This window comes from Haloarcula rubra (genome assembly GCF_019599465.1).
Lineage (GTDB): Archaea > Halobacteriota > Halobacteria > Halobacteriales > Haloarculaceae > Haloarcula > Haloarcula rubra.
Genome location: NZ_RKLR01000001.1, coordinates 258,849 through 280,250, shown reverse-complemented (window position 1 = coordinate 280,250; position 21,402 = coordinate 258,849). Strand labels below are relative to the sequence as shown.

Here is a 21,402-nt window from a genome sequence, read left to right as displayed (position 1 = left end):
TGTAAACGTTTGGTCGGTTCTCTCGACGGGTTCAAGTGTCGCTGGCCCGCCCTCCCGACCGATGCCGACAGACATCACCACGCGCGTCGTCGAGACGATACGGGACGTGACGGGCGAGGACGGATGGTGTTCCCGCGCGCAGGTGGATTCGCTGATGGGAGCGACCACGATAGACAAGCGAGAGGTCGACCGGGCGCTGAAACGCGCCGTCGCCGAGGACCGTCTGGAGAAAGACGGGGACCAGTACCGGCCCACCGGAGACCGGTAGCCTATCGCTCGCCCAGCGCCGCCCGAATCGCGCGCACCTCGGAGCGCACCGCTCGCCACTGCTCGACCGACCCGGGCACGGCGTCGGCGTCGTCACCGCGGACCCGCGCAGTCTGCTCCGCGATGCGCTGCTGGACGGCGCCGGGGTCGTCCATGGCGCGAAGCGTCAGTTCGGCGCCCTCGCTGCCGGCGGTGTCGACGGTTATCGTTCCGTGGCCGAAGACGGCGCCGAGGACGCCCTGCCCGTAGGCCGTGTTCTGGACCTTCCGGAGCGGTAGTTCCGTCACCGTCACCGAGAGGACGCCGGTGCGGTGGTACAGCGTACGCTCGGTCAGCAGGTAGTGGGTGGTCCGACGCCAGAGCCAGACGGCGACTGTCGGGACGGCCAGCGCGACGGCCGCCAGCGGAACCGTCACGGCGACCCGGAGCAGCACCGAGACGGCGGCGGCAGAGAGCGCCGTCCAGACGACGGCGGCGACGACGAGCGCCCCGACCAGTCCCGTCGCGACGCCCTGCAGGACGACGCGGCGTCGCGGCCGACCCTGCCAGAGCACGGTCTCCTCGTCGTCCAGCACCACCCGGTCGACGGCGCTCATCGGCCCCGGTCGTCCGCGCCCGCGTCGCCGCGCCGTGCCGTCTCGGCGTCTAGCGACTGGCGTATCGCGCGCAGTTCGGCCAGAATCTCGTCGAGGACGTCGGCCTTCGACTCGTCGTCGGCCGCCTCCCCCGTCTCGCCCTGTGCCCGCTTGACTCGGCGGGAGAGCTGTTTCTGCACCGCTTGAGGGTCCTCGACGCCCTGCAGCGTCATCTCGACCCCGGACCCACCGGCGGTGCTGATCATCACGTCACCGTAGCCGAAGTACCGGCCGATGGCGCCGACAGAGAAGGAGGTGTTCTGGACCTTGTCGAACTCTATCTCGGTGACGGCGCGACTGAAGACGCCCGTCTTCTTGTAGACGCCCTTGCTCGTGATGACGTAGTCGGTGTTCTGCTGGCGCAGGTACGCCGAGGCGATGACGACGACTCCCAGACCCAGCAGGAGTATCATCGGCACGCCGACGAGGTACGCGCCGTAGAGCGATTCGGTGGAGGGCCGACCGGCCCAGACGATCTCTTCGTCGTCGTCCAGTGTGAGCCAGTCGTAGTCCGTACTCATACGTTCGGCTCCGTATAGCTGAATGAAAAGTCTGTCCGATGGGCTCGGCCTCGCCGAGAGCGACGCTCGCGGACTCTCTGTCCGGTCCGGATACTCACTCGGCGCTGTGGGGTGGGACGAACCCACACTCGGTACAGCCCGTGTGTTTGGTCGTCACGTAGCTCAGTTCCGTTCCGCACTCGGGACACTTGTACTGACTGGCAGTCATCACGACAGTGTACTATTCGACAATATCTAAAGCTTTATACGACAATTGTCGTTCTCCGGACTCGGGCCGGCGTCGGGTCGATTCAGGCGTGACTGCCCATCTGGCGGACGGAGGACAGTGTCGGCGACGTCTGCGGGCGCGAGGTATCCGCGTGCGTTCGTCGACTCGTCGGTGGAACGCGAGCCGCCGGTCGGTGTCGAATCGGGTGAAAACGCCGGCATCGAGTGCAGACACGCATCGAGGACTTCATCGACTGTCGTCGAACTGTCGCTGTGGCGACCAGTTTCGGACTGCACGAGTCTGCAACCTATCTACCTATTCTTCACTCTGTAGCCGAAATTGAGGGGTGAACGTCCTGTCTACAGCGTACTTATAATATAATATAAGGTATTAGAGCACATTTTGACGAAGATTTCTTATCGTATGCGTGTGTCACGAGACACCATGGCGATGCGACCGACAGACGCACACTGACCGACTGGCGACAGACCGACTACTCCCGTGACTGGTTACAGCCGTTCACTGCGACGTCGAGCGACGCCGTGGCCGCTGACGGGACGAGAGACACGCTTCCCGGTAGAACGGGTGTCCGCAGCGAACCGAACATACAGACTGTGTCATCGAGAGAGCCGATTCGACGGAGTATCGAGGTCGAGTACTGGGTAATCGACGAGGAGGGCCGACTCGTCGACCCCGACGGACTCGTCGACGCGACGCCCGGTGCGGAACGGGAGTTCGTCCGTCCGATGCTCGAAGTGAAGACGACACCCTGCGAGACGACGGGTGAGCTACGGACGGAACTGTTCAGGCGCGTGCGGCGCGTTCTGCGACGCGCCGACGAACTCGACAAGCACCTCGTCCCACTGGCGACACCACTCCACGCGTCGGCGGTTCGAGAACTGCCGAGCGACCGGACCCGTATCCAGAACGCCGTCGTCGGAGACGACTTCGAGTACGTCCGCCACTGTGCCGGGACACACGTCCACGTCGAACAGATACCGGGCCGGACGGTCGACCAGTTGAACACCCTCATCGCGCTGGATCCGGCGCTGGCGCTGGTCAACTCGGCGCGGCACTTCCGTGGTAGCCCCGTGGCCAACGGCGCTCGCTCGGAGCTCTACCGCCGGATGGCGTACGACAGCCTCCCCAACCAGGGGACACTCTGGCCGTACGTCGAGAACACCGCCGAATATCGGGTGCGACTCAGACGCTGTTACGACGCGTTCCTGCACTCGAGTCTCGACACCGACTTCGACCGGGACACGGTCGAGTCCGCGTTCGACCCCGAGAGCGCCGTGTGGACCCCTGTTCAACTCCGGAACGAGTTCAGTACGGTCGAGTGGCGGTCGCCCGACACGGCGGTGCCGAGTCAGGTCGTCCGACTCGCCGACGACGTCGTGTCGGTCGTCGAACGGCTTCGGGATGTCGACCTCCAGATACGGGACGAACCCACGGACGACGCCGTCGGTCTCGGCGACGACGTCGTCACACTGCCGGCCTTCGAGACGGTGACCGAACACGTCGACGCCGCGATTAGTCACGGCCTCGACTCGGCATCGCTCCGGTCGTACCTCGATACGTTCGGGTTCGACCTGTCGGGATACGACCCGGTCTCGGCGACGCTCGACGCGGAGACCATCTCGGTAGCGGCGGCGCGCGACCTGCGTCTGGAACACGCGGAGCGACTCGAACGAGACATCCAGCGGTCCAGTCCGGCGCACAGGCTCTCCGACGGGTTCTAGCGCCCCACCCAGCCACACGGCGTGGCAAATTGTGACACGAGGGCACGACCTTTGCGAGTCGCGCTCCTAGCGGGAGCCAATGACCCGGCCACGGCTCGCGCTCTTGAACGCCGCGCACGCTGCCGAGGACACCCGCCGGAACTTCCGGCGGGAGATAGACGCCGACCTCGTCGAGTACCACTGTCCGTCGGGCGAACTCCCGGAGGACCTGACGTTCGACGGCTGCGTCGTCACTGGGTCGAGAGCCTCTGTCTACTGGGACGAACCGTGGATCGGCCGCCTGAAGGAGTGGGTCGGCGACGCCGTCGCGGCCGGGATGCCGTTTCTGGGCGTCTGTTACGGGCACCAACTCCTCGCGAACGTCCTCGGCGGCCGCGTCGAGCCGATGGACGAGTACGAAATCGGGTACCGGACGGTCGAACAGGACGGGGAGAACCGTCTGCTGGACGGCCTCGACGACGACTTCACCGTGTTCACGACACACTCTGACCGTGTCTCCGAGGCCCCACCCGGAGCGACAGTGTTCGCCCGGAACGACTACGGCATCCACGGGTTCCGGAAGGGCCGCGTCTTCGCCGTCCAGTTCCACCCCGAGTACGACATGTCGACCGCACGGACGGTGACAGAGGGGAAAGACGAACTCTCCGACGAGCGGATAGCGACGGTACTCGACGGCGTCACCGAGGAGAACTACCGGGCCGCCTGTGAAGCGAAACGGCTGTTCGAGAACTTCCTGCAGTTCGTCGAGGAGGTCCGGCCGCCGGTCGACGAGCGGTCGTCGCCGGACGCCACGAACTGAGTGACCGGACGACTCCGGCAGCGGTCGCGTCCCGAGCTTACATGTAGCCGAGGTCGCGCAGGCGCTCCATCAGGTCCTCTTTGTCCTGGGCGCGGCCGGCGCGCTCGGTCGTGTTCTCCATGTCCTGCAGCCAAGCGGGCTCCTCGGCGGACTTGTCCGTCGAGACCTCGCTACCCAGCGAGCGGAACCCGGCGAAGTACTTCGGCGAGACGGGCACGTCCTCTTTCTCGATGCCCTCGGGCAGGTCGTCCTGCCCCTGCGGGACGTAGCCGTCTTCGGGGTAGCCCTCGACCGTGTCCGGCACGACGAAGTTCCAGAAGGCCTCCCAGACGTCGGCTTCGGCGAACTGGAGGATAGTCTGGATACGGTCGTGGGGCGGGTAGATGTCGGGGTCGTGACGCGGCGAGAAGAACGTCTCGTCGGCGCGGGACTCCTGTTCGTCCCAGCGGATACCCGAGATGATGCCGTCGACGTCGTACTCCTCGATGGCGTCGTTGAGCGCCACCGTCTTCAGGAGGTGGTTGCCGACGTAGGTGTCCAGCAGGAAGGGGAAGGTGTCCTCCTCGTACTCGAGGATGTTGCGGACGTGGTGCTGGTTGTGCTCCGAGAGTTCGCTGATGGGGATGTCGTCGCCCGGTTCGAGGCCGTTCTCGTCGACGTAGTTACCGACGTCCTCGTTGCGGGCCCAGATGACGTCGAGGTCCCACTCGTCGGCCCAGTGCTCGACGAAGTCGATGAGTTCGTCGAAGTGCTGGTAGTGGTCGATGAAGACGACCGGCGGGACTTCGAGGTCGAAGCGGTCCGCCACCTCCTTCACGAAGTACAGCGTGAGCGTCGAGTCCTTCCCACCGGTCCACATCACGACGGGGTTCTCGTACTGTTCGAGGCCCGTCTTCGTGACCTCGATAGCCTTCTCTATCTTGTGGTTGATGGTCGGGTACTCCTCGGGCGATTCGCCCTCGCCGTCGGTGTAGTCGACGTCGAGGTAGTCGGGGAACTCGGCTGTCTCGGACATCGTGTAATGACATATAATTAGCCGCTGTAAGTACTTTTTGGGATGCCCGGTCGGGTGCAGACGGTTGCCACACCGTCCACGTCGGCACTGTCGCCTGCACCTTTTTTCACGGCTCAGTGCGTGCACACGCCCGTCCATGTCGTCTCGCTACGCGAGGGCGCGGGCCGTCTGCCGACGGTGGCTCGTACTCTACGTGCCTATCGCCGCGCTGTTGCTCGGGGTGAGTACTGCCGTCGGGTTCCTCCTCGGGAGCGCGGTGCCGATAGAGTCGCTCCCGACCGCGGCCGAGAGCGGGTCGAACCCGTTCTTCCCGGACGAACTGACCACCTACGCCATCGCCGTCAACAACCTCGTCGCGATGTTCGTGCTGCTGCTCGGTGCGGTGTCGCTGGGCATCGTCACGGTGGCCGGCCTCGTCCTCAACGGCCTCCTCATCGGGGCAGTCGTCGGCATCGCCGTCCAGCAGGTCGACCCAATCGTGGTCGTCGCACTCATCCTGCCCCACGGTGTCGTCGAGATTCCGGCGCTCCTCGTCGTCGCGGCCGTCGGCCTCCGCTTCGCTCGGCTCACGGTCCGCTACCTCCGGGGACTCGAAGACGAACTGGTGACGGAGCGGGACCTCCGCGAGGCGGGCTGGCTGGTCGCCGTCGCCGTCGTCATGATTCTGGTCGCGGCGTACGTCGAGGCGACGCTCACGCTCGAAATCGCCGAGCGAGTGGCTGGTCGGGAACTCGGAAGCGTCTGAGAACGGCCCGCAGAGTTAGCTGATGAACTCGTTGTCGCGCCAGTTGACCCCGTCTTCCTCGTCCTCGTCGGTGGGGTCTTCCACGACGTTGATCGAGGCGGGGTGTTCCTCGCCGTCGACGATGCGGATAGCCTCCAGTTCCTCGTCCACGGCGGCGATGGCGGTCAACGTGCCCTTCTCGGCGACCTTCGCGACCTCACAGAGGACCTCGAACATCGCGTACTGCAGGGCGGTGTTCTGGAGCACGGTCTCGCGGTCACCCTTGAAGCAGGCGTACTCGACGAGTTCCGATTCGATTTCTTCCTCTTCCTCTTCGAGGGCCCCCCACTGCGGGCCCCCACCCGTCGAACCAGTGCTGGCGGCCCCGGGCGGCCCCATCTCGTCGGGGTCCTCCTCGTAGACCCGGTTCTCTGTCACGCTGGCCTTGAGCTGGGCCGTCGGTGTGTACTTGCTCATCGTGTCGTCTTTGGCGACGGCGCTCACGATGAGCGTGTTGTTCCGACGGGTAATCTCTACGTCAGCGATTTCGGGTGGAAGGTCGGGGTCCTCGAAGAAGTCGTAGGCGTCTTCCAGTGGCAGTTCGAGCGTCGAATGGAGTCTGTATACGCGGCTGGTCATGGTTGGGAGCGTGTGTCAATCGTCGACGGCCGTCCGCTGACGCTGGTGTCACTACCATGTAGGACCCACGTGCTTATATGACCTGCCCTTCATTCTGCCCGTGGCAGACGTTTGTGTGCGTGAGAATACCGCACGCGGGAGGTGGTAACACGCATCGCGCGAGAGCGGCGACGGGCAGTTGTCAGTCGTCGGCGGCCGCGGCGTCGCCGGCCGCGTCGGCCGCGTCGGCTTCGATGCTCGGGGGGTATTTCCCGCGGTCCAGGCGGAGGTCCGAGGCCGGTCGGGCCATGCAGGTCAACGCGTAGTTCTCTCGCTCCTGTTCGGTGAGGCCGCGGGCGGCCGGTTGGGTCACCTCACCCGCGACGATTTCGGCCGAACAGGCGAGACACATCCCCACGCGACAGGAGTACTCCTGTGCGATGCCTTCCTCGATACAGCGCGAGAGGATGGTCTCCTTGTCGGAGACGGTAATCTCCTCGCCCGTCCCCACGAACTCGACGGTGTACTCGGTCATATTCCGGCTTTCGCGGCCCCGGTCAAAACTCTTTATCCCCGTCACGGCGACAGTCGGAACGATTTTCTCTCTCCGGTTAGGACGAGGGTGCATGACCACTCACCAGTACGACGTAGCCGTCGTCGGGGCGGGGACGTCGGGCTGTTACGCCGCCGCGACAGTCGCCGACGCGGGCTACGACGTCGTCGTCGTCGAACGGAAGGACGCAGAGGAAGCGGGGCACATCGCCTGTGGGGACGCCCTGAAGGGGGCGAGCGACTTCCCCGAAGCCATCCCGAAGTCACAACTCGAACCCGCGTTCACGAACACGGACGTCGACCACGGCCGGTTCGAGATTCCACAGGAGGACACGGTGCTGGAGATTCCGGTGCCCGGCGAACTCGCCGTCATCGACCGCTGGGAGTACGGCCGCTGTCTCATCGAGGGGGCCGACGAGTCGGGCGCGGAGTTCCACTACGACACCGTGGTACAGGACGTCCTGCAGGACGAGTCCGGCGAGGTCACCGGCTTCGACGCCATCCGGAAGGGCGACCCGGTCACCTACGAGGCGGACATCGTCGTCGACGCCGCCGGCGCGCTCTCGCTGTTGCAGGACAAGACGGACTTCGAGGACGCCACCTTCGACACGAACGTCCGCTACTCGCAGTTCTGTTCGGCTTACCGGGAGATCGTCGAAGTCGAGGAACCGGTCGAGTGGGACGACGCACTGGTGTTCAAACCGACGGAGCGGTCGGCTGGCTACCTCTGGTACTTCCCGCGCACGGACACCGAGATCAACGTCGGCCTCGGCTTCCAGATGAACGAGGAACCGATGGAACTGGTCGAGGACCTGAAACGCGACCTGCGCGGGCGCGAGGAGTTCCGGGGCGCCGAGGTACAGGACAAACTGGGCGCGGCCCTGCCGACCCGTCGCCCCTACGACTCGGCCGTCGCGCCGGGCTACATGGCCGTCGGCGACGCGGCCGGCCACGTCAACCCGACCACCGGCGGCGGCATCGCCGGGGCGGCCTACGCCGGGAAGTACGCCGCCGAGCAAGCTATCGAGGCCATCGAGGACGGCCGCACCGACGAGGAGGCGGCCCTCTGGGAGTACAACGTCAACGTGATGGACCACTTCGGCGCCCGCTACGCGGCGCTGGACGTGTACAACATCTTCACGACGGCCTACGACGTGGACGACCTGATGGGCCTGCTGGCCGCCCTCCCCGGTGAGAAACTGGCCGAGGCGCTGTACGGTGGGTCGACGAGCGTGGGACTTGGGCTGAAACTAAAGATGGCCGTCAAGAGCTTCGGCCACTGGGGCACGATCCGGGACCTCTACCAGACGAAGAAGGCCGCCGACCGACTCCTCGCCCACTACGAGGACTACCCGGACGACCCCAGCGGGTTCGCGGCGTGGCAGGCCGAACGCGACGCCATCATGGACGACATCTACGAGGTCACCGGCGCGGACCCGAAGTACTGAGCAGGTTTCTTCTCTCGTCTTCACTCCGCCCAGCAGCGCTCGATAGCGCCCGCCAGCACGTCGACGCCGATGGCGAGCGACCGCTCCTCGACGTCGAACGTCGGCGTGTGGTGGCCGCCGGGGTGGTCGGTGCCGATACCGACGTAGCAGGCGAGGCCGCCGTGCTCCTGGACCCGTCGCATCAGGTAGGTGGCGTCCTCGCTCCCGCCGAGGTCGTCGCTGTGGAGAATCGACTCGACGCCCTCGACGCCGTCGGCCACGTCGGCCACCACGTCCGCCAGTTCGTCGTCGCTCACGGCGCTGGGGGCCTCTGCCGTCGTCCGGATGGTGGACTCACAGTCGTGCATCGCGGCGGCGTTCTCGACGACGGTGTCGGCCCGGTCGCTCATGTACTCCTTCAGGTGGGTCGTCTCCCCGCGGACTTCCCCCTCGATGCTGGCGCTCTCGGGGACGATGTTCGTCGCGGTGCCGCCCTCGACGACGCCGGTGTTGACCCGCGTCGCGCCGTCCTCGTGTCGGCGGATGGCGTGGAGGTTCTGGACCGCCGTCGCGAGGGCCTGCACCGCGTCCCGGCCCGACCCCGGACTCGCGCCGGCGTGGGCCGACTCGCCGGTGAACGTCACCTCGAACTGGCGGACCGAGAGGAACCCGTCGACGCCCGCGACGACTTCGCCCGTCGGGTGGTCGAGGCCGACGTGGACGGCCAGCAGTCGGTCCACGTCGTCCAGTACGCCGCTCTCGGCGACGGCCTTCCCGCCGCCGATGACCTCCTCCGCCGGCTGGAAGAGGACGTGGAACGTCCCCGCGAACTCGCTCTCGGCGACGGCTTCGAGGACGCCGACGCCGAAGGCGGCGTGGGCGTCGTGCCCGCACGCGTGCATGTACCCCTCGTTGGTCGAGCGGAAGCCACCGTCCGCCGGCACGTGGGTCGGCTCCTCGGACTCGGTGATGGGGAGGCCGTCGATGTCGACCCGCAGTGCGACGGTCGGCCCGTCGCCGCGTTCGAGCGTCGCGAGTGCACCGGTGAACCCGCCGGCCGTCCGTTCGAGGACGTCCTCACGTGCACCCGCCTCGCGGGCGCGTTCGTGCCACTCGGCGAGTTCGTCGTCGTCCGGGACGGCCATGCGGGCGTCGCCGTCGAGCATCTCCGGGCCGAGTCGCAGGTCGTCGACGCCGATGCGCTCCAGTTCGTCGACGATGCGGCTGGTGGTGTAGAACTCGCGCCACGCCGGTTCGGGACGCCGGTGGAGGTCACGCCGCAGCGAGACGAGTCGCTCGTGTCTGTCGTCGTCCATAGGGGCCCAAGGCCCCGGAGGGACTTATGACCCGCTCCCGAGTTGGGTTCGCTGCTCGACGCCGACCGACACGTGGACGCCGTCGGGGAACTCCTCCTCGGTCACCGACCGGGCGAACGCCTCGTAGCCGACGATTTCGATGGTGCGGGTGTAGACGGTGTGGTGCCACGACTCGAAGCGGCCGCCGTCGGGCCCCAGCGTCTTCGACTGCGGGATGCGCAGTTCGTCGGGGGACTTCGGGTGCGGCCCCTTCAGTTCGACGCCTTTCCGTGCGGCGCGGTCCTTGATGTCCGCCACGACGTCGTCGAGACGGTGGCGGTCCCCACTCGTGAGCGTCAGGGTCGTGACGAAGGGCATCTCTGTCCTGACTCTCACCAGCGAGGTGTAAAAGGCCCTCCGTTTCGCGTATCGGCGTCCGACGCCGGTTGCAGAATCGGGACCTGCCACACGCGTTTCGGCCGTCACACGGCTTCGTGTCGGGGGCTACGATATGAAACCTACCGTTTCGGCTTCGCCGGCGACGTCGCGGCCGCCTCCGATATTCTCTTAAGTACCGGTGTACTAAATCTTCGCAATGATAGAGGCCACGAGCGCGGGAGCCATCCTCTTTCGCGATACGCGTGGCCGGCGGGAGTACCTCCTGCTCAAGAGCCGCCCCGGAGACTGGGAATTCCCCAAGGGCGGCGTCGAGGGCGACGAGGAACTCCAGCAGACCGCCATACGCGAAGTGAAAGAGGAGGCCGGAATCGGCGATTTCCGGCTCTTGGACGGTTTCCGCAAAGATTACGACTACGTGTTCGAGGCGAACGGGAACACCATCCACAAGACGGTCCACCTGTTCGTCGCGAAGTCCTTCGAGGCGTCCGCAGAGCTATCGACCGAACACCGCGACCTGCAGTGGCGCGACTACGATCAGGCGATAAACACCGTCACGCAGGACGGCCCCCGCGAGATACTGGAAGACGCCCACGACTTCCTCGACGAGAAGTTCGAGGACGAAGACACCGAGGAGTGAGAGGTCCCGTCGGCGTCAGGCCGCCAGCACCACCGGCGCGCCGGTGAGCAGGAGCGCCGCCTGTGCAGAGCTACCCACGCCGAGGACGAACGTCCCGAGGACGGCGGCGACGATAACCAGTATCGGGACCACGAGGAGTAACGCGAGCGCGATTTTCGCACCCGTCTCGCCGCCGAGTTCGACGGCGACGATACCGATGACGCCGACGAGGATGACGGCCCACGCTTCCCACGCACCCTGTTCGCTGGCCGTCCCGTTCTTCGTCTTGATGTAGAAGTCAGAACCGAACGCGGTGTCGGCGCTACCCACCCGCCCGGGACCGTCGGCGGAAGCAGTGGTTGTTTAGCGTTCGCGTGCCGAACGGTCGGTCGTGTCAGTCGACTCCGAGTTCGCCTTCGAACTGCGCGTCTGTCAGTGGGCCGAACGCGAGTGGTCGCCGCGGCGTGCGGACTCGGCCGTCGTCGTCGCCCGGCAACTCGGGACGAAGTACCGCCGGTGGGACACCGTCGTCCTCGAGTGCGACCCGGACGGCCTGCGTCGGCGGGCCGCGTTCGGCCCCGAGGCGTTCGATTCGGACCTCCTGCACGTCCTCGAACACGCCCCCGCCGAGTGGGCCTTCTACCGCGACGCCCTCCCGGACCCGGGCTATCCGTGGCGGTACGTCCGCGAGGCCGTCCACGCGGCCGCCGACCGGGACGCCGTCGAGACGCGCAAGCGCGGGAACCGCATCGAGATTCGCCGCCGACGCCCCTACCCCGACTGGGTGCGCCGCATCGTCGCCATCGAGAACAAACCGGACCTCACGGCGAGCGCGGCGCGTGACCTCGCGGGGCAGTTAGAGCGCGACGTGGCGCTGGGGCTGGCCGACGAGGTGTGGGTCGCGACGGCGGCGACGGGCGAGCGGGTCGAACCGATTCTGCTCGCGGACTTCCCCGCGGCGGTCGGCGTGCTGACCGTCGACGCCGATTCGGGGGCGGCCGAGGCGGTCTGGGAACCGCGGACGCTCGACGTCGCCTCGCCGGGGACCAGAATCCTCGAACGGCCCGAGGACGACGCCAGCGCCGCCCGCTTCGAGTACGCCGACCCGGAGTGGAAAGCCGAGAAGCGACAGGTCATCGCCGAACGGGCCTACGGGCGCGGCTGGCGGGCCTACGCGGGGACGATGCGGCCAGACTGCAGACACTTCCAGTTGCGGGCCGAGGCGTCGGGTGTCGTCCCGTACTGCGCGGCGAAAGAGCGGGTCCCGACACAGAGCGAGTGCCGTGGCTCGTGTCCCGAGTTCGAACCGGAACCGCCGGCGTGGCGCGCGAAGGGGTGGCCCGTCGAGGGAGGGCCGGGAAAGGGTATCAAACGGCTGCTGGACCGTCGCCGTCGCCGGACACGTCCCGGACTGCCGGAGGAGTAGCTACGCGTCGGTGACCTCGACGTCGACGTCCTCGCGGTCGATGGCCAGTCGGAACGTCGGCACCGTCTTCTGGACCGTCTCGACGAGCCCCTTGTCGGCGAGGCCGCGCAGGGCCGAGCGAACGTCGTCGACGTCGGGGTCCTCGCCGGCGTCGCGGAGCGCGTGCAACACCGAGACGACGCTCTGGCTCTCCTCGTCCGGGCCGGCGATGACCTCCACGATTGCCTGCTGGAGCGGCGTGACCGTCATCGTCTGGACTCGGTCGGAGCCCTCGCCGTCTATCAACTCCGTCGCCTCCGGCGTGGCACAGATGAGACTGTCCTCGTTGCGGTAGTAGTACTCCTTCAGTTCGGATTCGAGGTACTGGTGGACCTCGCTGCCGCTGTCCATGTCCCACAGGTCCTGCAGTTCGCCGTTCTTCGTCGGCTGGTTGGCGACGATGTCGGCGAGTCGCTCGCGGGCCGCCTCCGAGAGGGTCATTGCCCGAGTGTAGCGCGACCGAGGTTACAAGCGTTCTGGAGTCGGGCGGCCTCGGTCGGCGAGGGATATTTGCACGCTCGGCCCCTTACGACCGTAGATGGTGCGTGTTCGTCTCCGCTTGCTCGTCGTCGCACTGGCCGTCCTCGTCGCCGTGGGTCCGCTGACCGTCGCCGTCGGGCCGGCCGCCGGCGCCGACGCCCGCCTGACCCTCACAGACACGACGGTCACGCCGGCGACGCCGACCGCCGGAGCACCGATAACCGCCGAGACGACCGTTCGGCTCTCTGGCGGTAGCAACACGTCGCTCGCACTCGACAGCGTTCGCGTCGTCCGCTCGCCCGACATCGGCGAGGACGTGGTCCTCGGGAACGCGACGGCCCTCGGTCGGCTCTCACCCGGCGAGACGTTGACGGTGCCCGTGACGTTCACCGTCGACCGACCGCGGTCGTACGACCTGCGACTCGTGGCCGTCGGGACCGACGAGGCCGGCGACACGGTGCGTGCGACACGGCCGCTGACGGTCGGCGTCGAACGCGGCCAGCCACAGGTCGAACTCCGGACCGACGGCCTCGTCGCTCGCGCCGACACCCCCGTGACGGCCGTCGTCTCGAACCCGACGACGGCGGCGCTCCGCGACGTCGAGGTTCGGGTGACCGACCCGGCGACGGGCGAGCGGACCCGGCGCGTGATTCCGACGATAGCCGCCGGGGCGTCACAGACGGTGAACCTCTCGGTCAGGGCCCCCGCACCGGGCGAACGCCCCCTCGAAGTGACGACGACGTTCACGACGCCCAACGGCGTCCGGTCCGCCTCGACGTTCTCGAAGACGGTGACCGTCGCGCCGCTGTCTACCGACGTCGGCGTCCGCGCACAGCGTGCACAGGGGGACGACACACAGCAAGTCCCCGGTGGCCTGACCGGCATCCTCGGCGGTGGCGGCGGTGGCGGGGCGCTCCAGCCACAGTCCGGGAGCGACGACGCGACCAGCGAGTCACGGGTCGACGTGACCGTGACCAACTTCGGCAACGCGGCCGTCGAGCGCGTCGTCCTCACCGGCGAGACGCCGGACGGGACCGCCCTCTCCTCGGTCGGCAGGTACGCGCTGACCGAGGAACTCGCGCCGGGCGAGTCGACGACGGTGACGGTCGACCTCTCGGGCGTGCGGACCGCCGACGGCGTTCGGTTCGTCGCGCACTACGACGCGCCGACCGGACGCACCGAGAGCGCCGTCGCCTACGACTACGCTGCGGAGCGCGGTGCGGCCACCGTCACCGGCCTCGACGTCACCGTGGCCGAGGACGGACGCGTGAGCGTCGACGGCAACCTCGCCAACGTCGGGGACGGCGAGGTGACCAGCGCCGTCGTCGCCGTCCAGCCCACCCGGTACGTCGACCCGGCGTACCCACAGCGCAACTACTTCGTGGGGAGCGTCGCCAGCAGCGAGTTCGCGCCGTTCGAACTCACCGCGCAGGCCGACACCGAGAACGCGACGGCGCTGACCGTCCGGGTCGACTACACCGTCGACGGCGAGCGAGTCAGCGAGACCACCGAGGTACCGCTCCCGGCCGACGACGGCACGAACAGGGGGAGTGGCCAGCAGTCGATCGGTATCGCACTGGCGCTGACCGTCGGACTGGTCGTGACCGTCGCCGTGACACTGTTCGCCCGCCGCTCCCGGAACCGATGAGGACGGTCCAGACCAGCCCGGTCGAACTGGCGCCGCCGCTCCGCGTCGTGGACGTGAGCAAGCGGTACGACAGCGGCGCCGGCGGCGAGGTGGTCGCGCTCTCGCACGTCGACTTCGCCGTCGCTCGCGGGGAGGTCGTCGCGGTCATCGGGCCGAGTGGCAGCGGCAAGAGCACGATGCTGAACGTCCTCGGTCTGCTGGACGAACCGACGAGCGGCCGCGTCGAACTCCGCGGGCAACCGACCGCCGGCCTGACCGAGACCCAGCGGACGAACGCCCGTCGGGAGTCGCTGGGCTTCGTCTTTCAGGACTTCCACCTCCTGCCGACGCTGACGGCGCTGGAGAACGTCAGGCTCCCGACGGCCTTCCTGCCTGGCGACGCCACCGACCGGGCGCGGGACCTGCTGGAACGGGTCGGCCTCGGCGACCGACTGGACCACACGCCGGACGAACTGTCCGGCGGACAGAAACAGCGCGTCGCCATCGCGCGAGCCCTCGTCAACGAACCCGACGTGTTGCTGGCCGACGAACCGACGGGGAATCTGGACCGCGAGACGGGCACGAGCATCCTAGAGGAGATTCGGCGCATCACCGACGAGGCCGACGTTGGCGTCGTCGCCGTCACGCACGACGATTTGGTGACCGACTACGCCGACCGGACCGTCGAACTCGTCGACGGGGTGATGCAGCGTGACTGAGAACGGGCGTCGGTTCCCGGCGCTGTCGCTGGCGACCCGGAACCTCTCGCGGCAGCGACTCCGGGCAGCACTGGCGGCGCTTGGCATCGTCATCGGCGTGTTCGCCGTCGTCACGCTCGGTCTGCTGGGCAACGCACTGAGCGTCGCCGCCACGGAGGAACTGGGCGGCCTCGGCGACCAGGTCATCGTCAGCCCGGCCGACGGAAGCGACGCCGAATCGCTGGACTCGCGTGACCTCGCGGCGGTCCAGCGGGCCGCCGACGGCCGGGGGACCGTCGTCCCGCTGAAAGCGACCGGTGGGACGGTACGGGGGAGTGGGGGCCGCACAGTCGCGCAGGTGTACGGCACCGACAGTCCGCAGGCGCTGTTCGGCAACGGGAGCGGCGTCGTCCCGGCGTTCCATCGACAGGGTGCTATCGTCGGTGCCGACGTCGCCGAGGAACTGTCCCTGCGCCCGGGCAGTACCATCACCGTCGAGGGCAACGAGTACCGCGTCGTCAGCGTCCTGCCGGAGGTCCAGAGCATCTCACCGCTCCAGCCGGATTCGGCGGTCGTCCTCCCGCCGGACGAGTTCGCCACGTCGGGGTACTCACAGGTTGTCGTCCGCGCCAACTCGGCCGCCGACGCCCGGGCGGTCGCCGACGAGGTGGACCGGCGGTTGAACGCCAGACAGGAGCGGGTCAGCGTCTTCTCGCTGACGAGCGTGCTCGACCGCATCGCGGAGTTCTTCGACCTGCTGAACGGCTTCTTGCTCGCCGTCGCGGGCGTCTCGCTGGTCGTCGCTGGCGTCAGCATCTTCAACGTGATGCTGATGACCGTCTCCGAACGGCGGGGCGAGATAGGCGTCCTCAGGGCCGTCGGCATCCACCGCAGGCAAGTCCTGCGGACGTTGCTCGTCGAGGCGACGCTGCTGGGTGTCGTCGGCGGGGCCGTCGGTGCGGTGCTGGGCGTCGTCACCGTCGTCGTGACCGCCACGCAGACGGAGCTCCCGCTGTGGGCCGTCCTCATGCCCGCGAACGCCCTCGTCCCGCTCGGCGCGTTCGCCTTCGGCGTCGTCGTCGCGCTGGTCGGGGGCCTCTATCCGGCCTATCGAGCGGCGTGGGAACCGCCGGTCGAGGCACTCCGTGGCTGAACAGGACGGCTTGTCGGACGGCTGTCCGCTTCGGCCCGTGGGGTCGCCCGCCGACGAGCCGGACACCCCTCCCACCGCCCGGTGACCGACCGCGGCACTCCGGAGGACTTCGGCCGAGTGAGCGCCCTGCTCGAAACAGTCGGCGAGGAACTACGCTACGGCGTCGACGTCTGTCGGTTATAGCTCCGCGAGGGTGTCGGCGACGTCGTCCCAGTGACTCCCGCGCCAGAAGTGCTGGCCGCAGTCCCGACACCGCCAGACCGGTTCCTCCGCGGGGTCCGGGGCGTAATCCGGCGTCGGCTCCGTCCTGTCGACGCGTTCGACCGGCGCGTTACAGGTGCCACAGTGGACCGGTTCGTCCGAGAGGTCCAGTTCGAACCCGACCCCGGACAGTTCGCGGAGTTGCTCCTCTACGTCCCGTCTGGTGAGCAACAGCGCGTCGTCCATCTCTCGGGCCAGCCCCTCGTCCCGCGTCACGAGTCGGCGCCCCTCCGTTCGGGCGAGTGCGAGGACGTCAGCGTCGCTCTCGGCGCCCCGGTCCAGCGCGTAGGCGGCGTCGTACCCGCACATCCGGAGGTACGACGCCAGTTTGCCCAGCATCGCGTCGAGCAACAGGGGGTCCCGCCGGTCCGTCTCACTCATGGACGAACTCCCGGATGCCGTCGGCGTCGCGCGTGTTCAACACGTCGGCGGCCTCGGCCCACCCCCGACGGGCGGTGTGGACGCCGTAGCGTACCTGCTCGAAGTTCCCGGGACTGTGTGCGTCGGTGTTGACGACGACGGTCGCACCGGCCTCGATGGCCTGTTTGACGGCGCCCCCACCCAGGTCCAGACGGGCCGGACTGGCGTTTATCTCCAGCGCGGTCCCGTTGTCCGCGGCCACCCGGGCCAGTCGCTCGACGTCGAGGTCCAACCCTGCCCGCCGGTTGAGGTACCGGCCGGTCGGGTGACCGATGACGTTCACGTCGGGGTGCTCGGCGGCCGCGACGAGTCGGTCAGTCCCGTCGCCGTCAAGCGCCGCGTGCGGCGAGGCGACGACCACGTCCAGTTCGGCCAGCAGGTCGTCGGCCACCGAGAGGCTGCCGTCCTCGCCGACGTTCGCCTCGACGCCGCTGAACACGTCGATGTCGGCGTCCTCGGCGACGGCCTCCACCTCTGCCAGTTGCTCACGCAACTCCGCGTCGGGGACGCCGACGCCGCCGACCATCCCCGGCCCCGTCGCGTGGTCCGTGATGGCGACGTAGTCGTGGCCGAACGCGGCGGCGCCCTCGACCATCTCCGCGATACTGTTGCCCCCGTCGGACCACTCGGTGTGGGTGTGCAGGTCCCCGCGAACGTCGCTCTCCGCCACGAGGTCGGGGAGGTCGTTGTCCGCCGCCGCCTCGACCTCGCCCCGGTTCTCGCGCATCTCCGGCGGCATCCACGCCATGTCGAGCGCCTCGTAGACGCCCTCCTCCGTCTCGCCGGCGACCCGCTCGCCCGCGCGCTGGTCGTCGTCCTCTACGTCCGAGACGTCGAAGACCCCGTACTCGTTGACCTTCAGGTCACGTTCGATGGCGCGGTTGCGGACCGCGACGTTGTGGTCCTTGCTCCCGGTGAAGTACTGGAGGGCCGCGCCGAACTCCTCGGGGACGACCACGCGCAGGTCGACCCGGACGCCGCCGGCCATCACGCTGGCCTTCGTCTCGCCGGCCTCGATGACGCGGTCCACGTCCGGCCAGTCGGTGAACGCCTCGACGACGGCCTCGTCGGCCGCGCTCCCGACGAGGACGTCCACGTCGCCGATGGTCGGCTTCCAGCGGCGGAGCGACCCGCCGAGCGCGCACTCCTCGACGCCGTCGACGTCGGCCATGTACGATTCGACCCGTTCGCCGTAGGGGCGGGCCTCGCCCAGCAGGGTCCGCTCGTGGGCCTCGCGCGCGAAGTCGAGGTTGTCGAGGATGTTCTGTTCGGTCTTCGCGCCGAAGCCTTTCACCTCCTGAATCTCGCCGGCCTCCGCCGCGGCTTCGAGTTCGTCCAGCGTCGTGATTCCCAGTTCCTCGTAGAGGGTCCCGACCGTCTTCGGGCCGACGCCCTCGACGGCGGTCAGCGCTTCCATGTCGACGGGGAGTTCCGCGCGGAGTTCCGCTAGCTCCTCGATGTCGCCCGTCTCGAAGTACTCGACGACCTTCGAGGAGATGGCGTCGCCGACGCCCTCTATCTCGCCGACGGTGTCCGCGCCCTCGGCAGCCAGTCCCTCGATGGCCGCCGGGTGGTCCCGGATGTTCTCGGCCGCACGCCGGTAGGCCCGCGGTTTGTACTCGACGCCCTTCGCGTCGAGTAAGTCGGCGAACTCCTCCAGTCGTGTCGCGATTTCGTCGTTCCGGCTCATGTTATCTCCCTCGCCCGGCACGACCCGTGCCGGAATCGGCGTCCTCGTGGCCCAGCGCCTTCTGCAGGAACTTCATCCAGCGCTTGGTGTCGGCCGTCTCCTGGGCCTTCGCCTCCGCTTCGAGGTCGGCGGGGCCGAGCTGTTCGAGCGCGTTCAGCGCGCGGTCGATGCCGATGATGGCCTCGGCGAGTTCCTCGCCGCGCTCGTAGCTCACCTCCCCCTCCTCGATCAGTTCCTTGCGCTCGATGCGCTCGCGACGGAGGTTCTTCTTCGCCCGGTCGACCCGTTCGCGTTCGCCGCGCGGTATCGTGTCCCGGCGCTTTATCTCGAAGACGAACGACTGCAGGTCGACGTCTTCCCCCTGGACGGTGATCTCGTCGGGAATCGCCGCACCGACGGTCGCACCCTCCCGTTCGATGCGCTCCAACAGCTGTTTGCGCTCGAACTCTTGCACTACCCCGGCTTTCGAGCCACGGGGTCTTACCCGCTTCGCTCGGACCACCCGTGGGGTCGGTATCTTTTTCGTTCTCTCTGTTCCTACTACAGTACGTAACGAACGTCGGTAGTTCGGTGGCTCCCGATAAGATGTCCCTAACGTTCGAGCCCACAGCGGACAAGCCCGGGGTAGAAATCATCGACCCGGTGGAGCGCCAGCGCTACCGACTGTACACGTCCGCCCCCGTCTCCCCGACGCCGGTCTCGACCGACGGCTTCCGGTTCCCGGTCGGGTCGGCCGTCAGCGTCCGGACGAGCAGTATCGTCCTCCCGACCGTCGTGCCGGTGTACGTCCGCGACACGGCGGGCCAGACGGTCGCAGAGGTCAAACAGTTCGAGGCCGAGGCGGTGCCGGAGGGGACGTACAGCATCGACCTCTGTACCCGCATCAAGACCTACGTCCGGGCCGACACCGGGTTCGAGGTCAGCGTCGACATGGACCAGACCCGCATCGACTTCGGCGACCCGACCGAGATCCGGGTCGGTGCCCGCTCGCGTCACGAACGACCGGCGGCGACGGTCACGACTACCGAGGACCCGGTGGACGTGATGGCCGCCGTCGAGACGTTCGGGTCGGCGCTGAAGACGACCGACCCGGAGCGCTCGTATCCGACGCTCCGCGGCCACCCGCCAGCGCTCGAACTCGGCGACAGTCTGGACGTGCCCTCGTCTATCGAGCGCCCCGACACCGGGGTCCACCTCGAACTCCCGCCGGACCTCGGGTCCGTCTTCGTCGCCGCCCCCCTCGCGTACTATCTCGGGGCGTCCGTCGGTCCCGGTCCCGCACCGCGCCTGACGACCGACGACGGTTTCGAGCACTCGCTGTCGGGGCCGAGGGGGTACGAGCGCACGGTCGAACGGACGCTGAAGCAACTGTTCTTCCTCGACTGCGTCACCCGGACGGAGGGGCTCTACCAAATCGACCTCCACGAGCGGAACGCGGTCGAACCGTACCTCGACCTCGACTTCGCGGCGCTGTACGACCGCCCGCTGACCGAACAGGTGGCGGCCTACCTCGACGTGCCCTACGAGGTCGTCGAGGACCACGTCCCGGAGTGGCGGTTGACGACCCACGTCGACCCCGTCGCGGCCAACGCCGCACAGTTGCCCTTCGTCGTCGACGACCTCGCCGTCGTCCGCACGCACCAGCCGACCGGGAACAGTGGGACCAGCGAACCAGCGGGCTACGAGGAGACGCTCACCCGCTCTGACGACTTCACGCGCTCTGCCAGCACCGGAACTATGGCCAGGTCTACCGGCACGGAGGACGACTCGGACTCTCCCGGGCCGAACTACGTCGAACCGCAGGCCGACGACGCACTCGAACAGGCCTGGCTCGGCGACGGCGTCCCCATCGGCGCGACCAAACTCGTCCCCGAGGCGTTCCAGAACAGACTGGACCGCGAGACGACCGAGGGAGACATCACCATCAGGGTGGTCCAGAACGACGCCCGGATGGCCGCGGAACGCCAGATTGCCGACGAGGTGTACGGCAACCGCTCGGACCTGCCGTTCGAGATTACCGTTCACGAGAACCTGACGACCGACGAACTCGCGACGGTCCTCACGACCGACGCCGACTTCTTCCACTACATCGGGCACACCGAGCGCGACGGATTCACCTGCGAGGACGGCACGCTCGACGCCGCGACGCTTGACGACGTCGGCGTCGACACGTTCCTGCTGAACGCCTGCAACTCCTACCAGCAGGGGCTCAAACTGGTCGAGAAGGGTGCCATCGGCGGCATCGTCACGCTCAACGAGGTGCTCAACGACGGCGCCGTCCGCATCGGCGAGTCCGTCGCGCGCCTCCTCAACAGCGGGTTCCCACTCCGTGCGGCACTGACCATCGCCCGCGAGGAGAGCATCCTCGGCGGGCAGTACATCGTCGTCGGTGACGGCGGGATTACGGTGACGCAATGTGTGGGTGGTTCCCCAAATCTGCTTAGAATCGACAAAGAACAAGACGAATTCAAGGTGGCGATAAGGAGCTATGCCACCGATGAAAAGGGGATGGGGACGATATTCATGCCGTTCATATCTAACAGTGGCCAGTTCTATCTCGTATCTGGAGAAGTTGGGAGATTCACTCTCACACGCGGAGAATTGTCAGAATTTCTCAAGCTGGAGGAAGTTCCGGTTAGAAGAGACAGTATGCTTCAGTGGAGTACCTCATTAGACTTAGATTAGTCATCTGGGACGGTACACAACTATCCGGTCAATTTATCTAGTCTGAAAATACGAACGCTCCCCGAAATACTTCTTTTTCCATGTTCCATTCGGGTGTGCTGCCTA

23 protein-coding genes are annotated in these 21,402 nt (G+C 67.5%); 11 read left to right on the top strand and 12 right to left on the bottom strand.

Translation table 11 applies throughout. The annotated features are described in order from the left end of the window. The first annotated feature begins 61 nt into the window (after positions 1-61). Positions 62-268, top strand: coding sequence for a hypothetical protein (locus EGH21_RS01550; RefSeq protein ID WP_220616714.1), 207 nt, complete (start codon positions 62-64; stop codon positions 266-268). Position 269: 1 nt separating this feature from the next. Here the strand turns inward: EGH21_RS01550 and EGH21_RS01545 are convergent, their stop codons facing one another. Both EGH21_RS01545 and EGH21_RS01540 read right to left on the bottom strand, forming a co-directional pair. Then, positions 270-863: a PH domain-containing protein gene (locus EGH21_RS01545; protein ID WP_220616713.1), complete on the bottom strand. Its 594-nt coding sequence runs from the start codon at positions 861-863 to the stop codon at positions 270-272. After that, entirely contained in the window at positions 860-1,423 is a 564-nt protein-coding gene (locus EGH21_RS01540; RefSeq protein ID WP_220616712.1) for a PH domain-containing protein, read from the bottom strand. The genes EGH21_RS01545 and EGH21_RS01540 overlap by 4 nt, the downstream gene beginning before the upstream one ends. An 822-nt stretch (positions 1,424-2,245) precedes the next feature. Here EGH21_RS01540 and EGH21_RS01535 point away from each other — a divergent pair. Both EGH21_RS01535 and EGH21_RS01530 read left to right on the top strand, forming a co-directional pair. After that, complete coding sequence (locus tag EGH21_RS01535; RefSeq protein ID WP_220616711.1) at positions 2,246-3,373, top strand: glutamate-cysteine ligase family protein; 1,128 nt, start codon at positions 2,246-2,248, stop codon at positions 3,371-3,373. Between the two features lie 79 nt (positions 3,374-3,452). After that, positions 3,453-4,172: a type 1 glutamine amidotransferase gene (locus tag EGH21_RS01530; protein ID WP_220616710.1), complete on the top strand. Its 720-nt coding sequence runs from the start codon at positions 3,453-3,455 to the stop codon at positions 4,170-4,172. Between the two features lie 37 nt (positions 4,173-4,209). Here EGH21_RS01530 and EGH21_RS01525 read toward each other — a convergent pair whose 3' ends face one another. Beyond that, complete coding sequence (locus EGH21_RS01525; RefSeq protein WP_220616709.1) at positions 4,210-5,187, bottom strand: phosphoadenosine phosphosulfate reductase family protein; 978 nt, start codon at positions 5,185-5,187, stop codon at positions 4,210-4,212. Between the two features lie 136 nt (positions 5,188-5,323). Between EGH21_RS01525 and EGH21_RS01520 the strand changes: the two genes are divergently transcribed. Further along, positions 5,324-5,932 (top strand): stage II sporulation protein M, encoded by a 609-nt coding sequence (locus tag EGH21_RS01520; RefSeq protein ID WP_220616708.1) that lies wholly within the window; start codon positions 5,324-5,326, stop codon positions 5,930-5,932. Positions 5,933-5,947: 15 nt separating this feature from the next. Here the strand turns inward: EGH21_RS01520 and EGH21_RS01515 are convergent, their stop codons facing one another. Continuing rightward, positions 5,948-6,550: a DUF7110 family protein gene (locus EGH21_RS01515; protein WP_220616707.1), complete on the bottom strand. Its 603-nt coding sequence runs from the start codon at positions 6,548-6,550 to the stop codon at positions 5,948-5,950. A gap of 181 nt (positions 6,551-6,731) precedes the next feature. After that, entirely contained in the window at positions 6,732-7,064 is a 333-nt protein-coding gene (locus tag EGH21_RS01510) for a 2Fe-2S iron-sulfur cluster-binding protein (protein ID WP_220616706.1), read from the bottom strand. A gap of 91 nt (positions 7,065-7,155) precedes the next feature. On the opposite strand from EGH21_RS01510, the gene EGH21_RS01505 reads away from it, so the two are divergent. Further along, positions 7,156-8,529 carry a geranylgeranyl reductase family protein gene (locus tag EGH21_RS01505; RefSeq protein ID WP_220616705.1) on the top strand — a complete coding sequence of 458 codons (1,374 nt, stop codon included), beginning with the start codon at positions 7,156-7,158 and terminating at the stop codon, positions 8,527-8,529. A gap of 20 nt (positions 8,530-8,549) precedes the next feature. On the opposite strand, the gene EGH21_RS01500 is transcribed toward EGH21_RS01505, so the two are convergent. Both EGH21_RS01500 and EGH21_RS01495 read right to left on the bottom strand, forming a co-directional pair. After that, positions 8,550-9,824, bottom strand: a complete 1,275-nt coding sequence (locus tag EGH21_RS01500) for an amidohydrolase (RefSeq protein ID WP_220616704.1) — start codon at positions 9,822-9,824, stop codon at positions 8,550-8,552. Positions 9,825-9,848: 24 nt separating this feature from the next. After that, positions 9,849-10,181, bottom strand: coding sequence for an uS10/mL48 family ribosomal protein (locus EGH21_RS01495; RefSeq protein ID WP_220616703.1), 333 nt, complete (start codon positions 10,179-10,181; stop codon positions 9,849-9,851). 217 nt (positions 10,182-10,398) lie between these two features. Here EGH21_RS01495 and EGH21_RS01490 point away from each other — a divergent pair, with 217 nt between their 5' ends. After that, the gene (locus EGH21_RS01490; RefSeq protein ID WP_220616702.1) at positions 10,399-10,839 is read left to right on the top strand and encodes a bis(5'-nucleosyl)-tetraphosphatase; all 441 of its coding nucleotides are present in this window, start codon (positions 10,399-10,401) and stop codon (positions 10,837-10,839) included. Positions 10,840-10,854: 15 nt separating this feature from the next. Here the strand turns inward: EGH21_RS01490 and EGH21_RS01485 are convergent, their stop codons facing one another. Next, positions 10,855-11,148, bottom strand: coding sequence for a hypothetical protein (locus EGH21_RS01485; RefSeq protein ID WP_220616701.1), 294 nt, complete (start codon positions 11,146-11,148; stop codon positions 10,855-10,857). A 61-nt stretch (positions 11,149-11,209) separates the two neighbouring features. On the opposite strand from EGH21_RS01485, the gene EGH21_RS01480 reads away from it, so the two are divergent. Beyond that, positions 11,210-12,244, top strand: coding sequence for a DUF5787 family protein (locus EGH21_RS01480; protein ID WP_220616700.1), 1,035 nt, complete (start codon positions 11,210-11,212; stop codon positions 12,242-12,244). Here the strand turns inward: EGH21_RS01480 and EGH21_RS01475 are convergent, their stop codons facing one another. After that, positions 12,245-12,724, bottom strand: a complete 480-nt coding sequence (locus EGH21_RS01475; RefSeq protein WP_220616699.1) for a DUF5797 family protein — start codon at positions 12,722-12,724, stop codon at positions 12,245-12,247. 97 nt (positions 12,725-12,821) lie between these two features. Between EGH21_RS01475 and EGH21_RS01470 the strand changes: the two genes are divergently transcribed. From EGH21_RS01470 to EGH21_RS01460, 3 genes are read left to right on the top strand one after another with little or no spacing between them, the layout of a single operon-like run. Then, positions 12,822-14,411, top strand: a complete 1,590-nt coding sequence (locus EGH21_RS01470) for a COG1361 family protein (RefSeq protein ID WP_220616698.1) — start codon at positions 12,822-12,824, stop codon at positions 14,409-14,411. Next, entirely contained in the window at positions 14,408-15,109 is a 702-nt protein-coding gene (locus tag EGH21_RS01465) for an ABC transporter ATP-binding protein (RefSeq protein WP_220616697.1), read from the top strand. Before EGH21_RS01470 ends, EGH21_RS01465 begins: the two co-directional genes overlap by 4 nt. Next, positions 15,102-16,241 carry an ABC transporter permease gene (locus EGH21_RS01460; protein WP_220616696.1) on the top strand — a complete coding sequence of 380 codons (1,140 nt, stop codon included), beginning with the start codon at positions 15,102-15,104 and terminating at the stop codon, positions 16,239-16,241. Before EGH21_RS01465 ends, EGH21_RS01460 begins: the two co-directional genes overlap by 8 nt. A 177-nt stretch (positions 16,242-16,418) precedes the next feature. On the opposite strand, the gene EGH21_RS01455 is transcribed toward EGH21_RS01460, so the two are convergent. Genes EGH21_RS01455 through EGH21_RS01445 form a run of 3 tightly spaced genes read right to left on the bottom strand, consistent with a single transcriptional unit; the run spans position 16,419 to position 19,066 of the window. After that, positions 16,419-16,883 (bottom strand): Mut7-C RNAse domain-containing protein, encoded by a 465-nt coding sequence (locus tag EGH21_RS01455; RefSeq protein ID WP_220616695.1) that lies wholly within the window; start codon positions 16,881-16,883, stop codon positions 16,419-16,421. Then, complete coding sequence (polX, locus tag EGH21_RS01450; RefSeq protein WP_220616694.1) at positions 16,876-18,612, bottom strand: DNA polymerase/3'-5' exonuclease PolX; 1,737 nt, start codon at positions 18,610-18,612, stop codon at positions 16,876-16,878. Before polX ends, EGH21_RS01455 begins: the two co-directional genes overlap by 8 nt. Position 18,613: 1 nt before the next feature. Further along, positions 18,614-19,066, bottom strand: a complete 453-nt coding sequence (locus EGH21_RS01445) for a DUF5788 family protein (protein WP_220616693.1) — start codon at positions 19,064-19,066, stop codon at positions 18,614-18,616. 131 nt (positions 19,067-19,197) lie between these two features. Here EGH21_RS01445 and EGH21_RS01440 point away from each other — a divergent pair, with 131 nt between their 5' ends. After that, on the top strand, positions 19,198-21,297 hold the full coding sequence (locus tag EGH21_RS01440; RefSeq protein WP_220616692.1) for a hypothetical protein: 2,100 nt from the start codon (positions 19,198-19,200) through the stop codon (positions 21,295-21,297). Positions 21,298-21,402 lie beyond the last annotated feature (105 nt).

Bases quoted from the DNA above. Each gene is read 5' to 3' on its own strand.
- EGH21_RS01550 (WP_220616714.1), top strand. From the start codon at position 62: ATGCCGACAGACATCACCACGCGCGTCGTCGAGACGATACGGGACGTG.
- EGH21_RS01545 (WP_220616713.1), bottom strand. From the start codon at position 863: ATGAGCGCCGTCGACCGGGTGGTGCTGGACGACGAGGAGACCGTGCTC.
- EGH21_RS01540 (WP_220616712.1), bottom strand. From the start codon at position 1,423: ATGAGTACGGACTACGACTGGCTCACACTGGACGACGACGAAGAGATC.
- EGH21_RS01530 (WP_220616710.1), top strand. From the start codon at position 3,453: ATGACCCGGCCACGGCTCGCGCTCTTGAACGCCGCGCACGCTGCCGAG.
- EGH21_RS01525 (WP_220616709.1), bottom strand. From the start codon at position 5,187: ATGTCCGAGACAGCCGAGTTCCCCGACTACCTCGACGTCGACTACACC.
- EGH21_RS01520 (WP_220616708.1), top strand. From the start codon at position 5,324: ATGTCGTCTCGCTACGCGAGGGCGCGGGCCGTCTGCCGACGGTGGCTC.
- EGH21_RS01515 (WP_220616707.1), bottom strand. From the start codon at position 6,550: ATGACCAGCCGCGTATACAGACTCCATTCGACGCTCGAACTGCCACTG.
- EGH21_RS01510 (WP_220616706.1), bottom strand. From the start codon at position 7,064: ATGACCGAGTACACCGTCGAGTTCGTGGGGACGGGCGAGGAGATTACC.
- EGH21_RS01505 (WP_220616705.1), top strand. From the start codon at position 7,156: ATGACCACTCACCAGTACGACGTAGCCGTCGTCGGGGCGGGGACGTCG.
- EGH21_RS01500 (WP_220616704.1), bottom strand. From the start codon at position 9,824: ATGGACGACGACAGACACGAGCGACTCGTCTCGCTGCGGCGTGACCTC.
- EGH21_RS01495 (WP_220616703.1), bottom strand. From the start codon at position 10,181: ATGCCCTTCGTCACGACCCTGACGCTCACGAGTGGGGACCGCCACCGT.
- EGH21_RS01490 (WP_220616702.1), top strand. From the start codon at position 10,399: ATGATAGAGGCCACGAGCGCGGGAGCCATCCTCTTTCGCGATACGCGT.
- EGH21_RS01475 (WP_220616699.1), bottom strand. From the start codon at position 12,724: ATGACCCTCTCGGAGGCGGCCCGCGAGCGACTCGCCGACATCGTCGCC.
- EGH21_RS01470 (WP_220616698.1), top strand. From the start codon at position 12,822: ATGGTGCGTGTTCGTCTCCGCTTGCTCGTCGTCGCACTGGCCGTCCTC.
- EGH21_RS01465 (WP_220616697.1), top strand. From the start codon at position 14,408: ATGAGGACGGTCCAGACCAGCCCGGTCGAACTGGCGCCGCCGCTCCGC.
- EGH21_RS01455 (WP_220616695.1), bottom strand. From the start codon at position 16,883: ATGAGTGAGACGGACCGGCGGGACCCCCTGTTGCTCGACGCGATGCTG.
- polX (WP_220616694.1), bottom strand. From the start codon at position 18,612: ATGAGCCGGAACGACGAAATCGCGACACGACTGGAGGAGTTCGCCGAC.
- EGH21_RS01440 (WP_220616692.1), top strand. From the start codon at position 19,198: ATGTCCCTAACGTTCGAGCCCACAGCGGACAAGCCCGGGGTAGAAATC.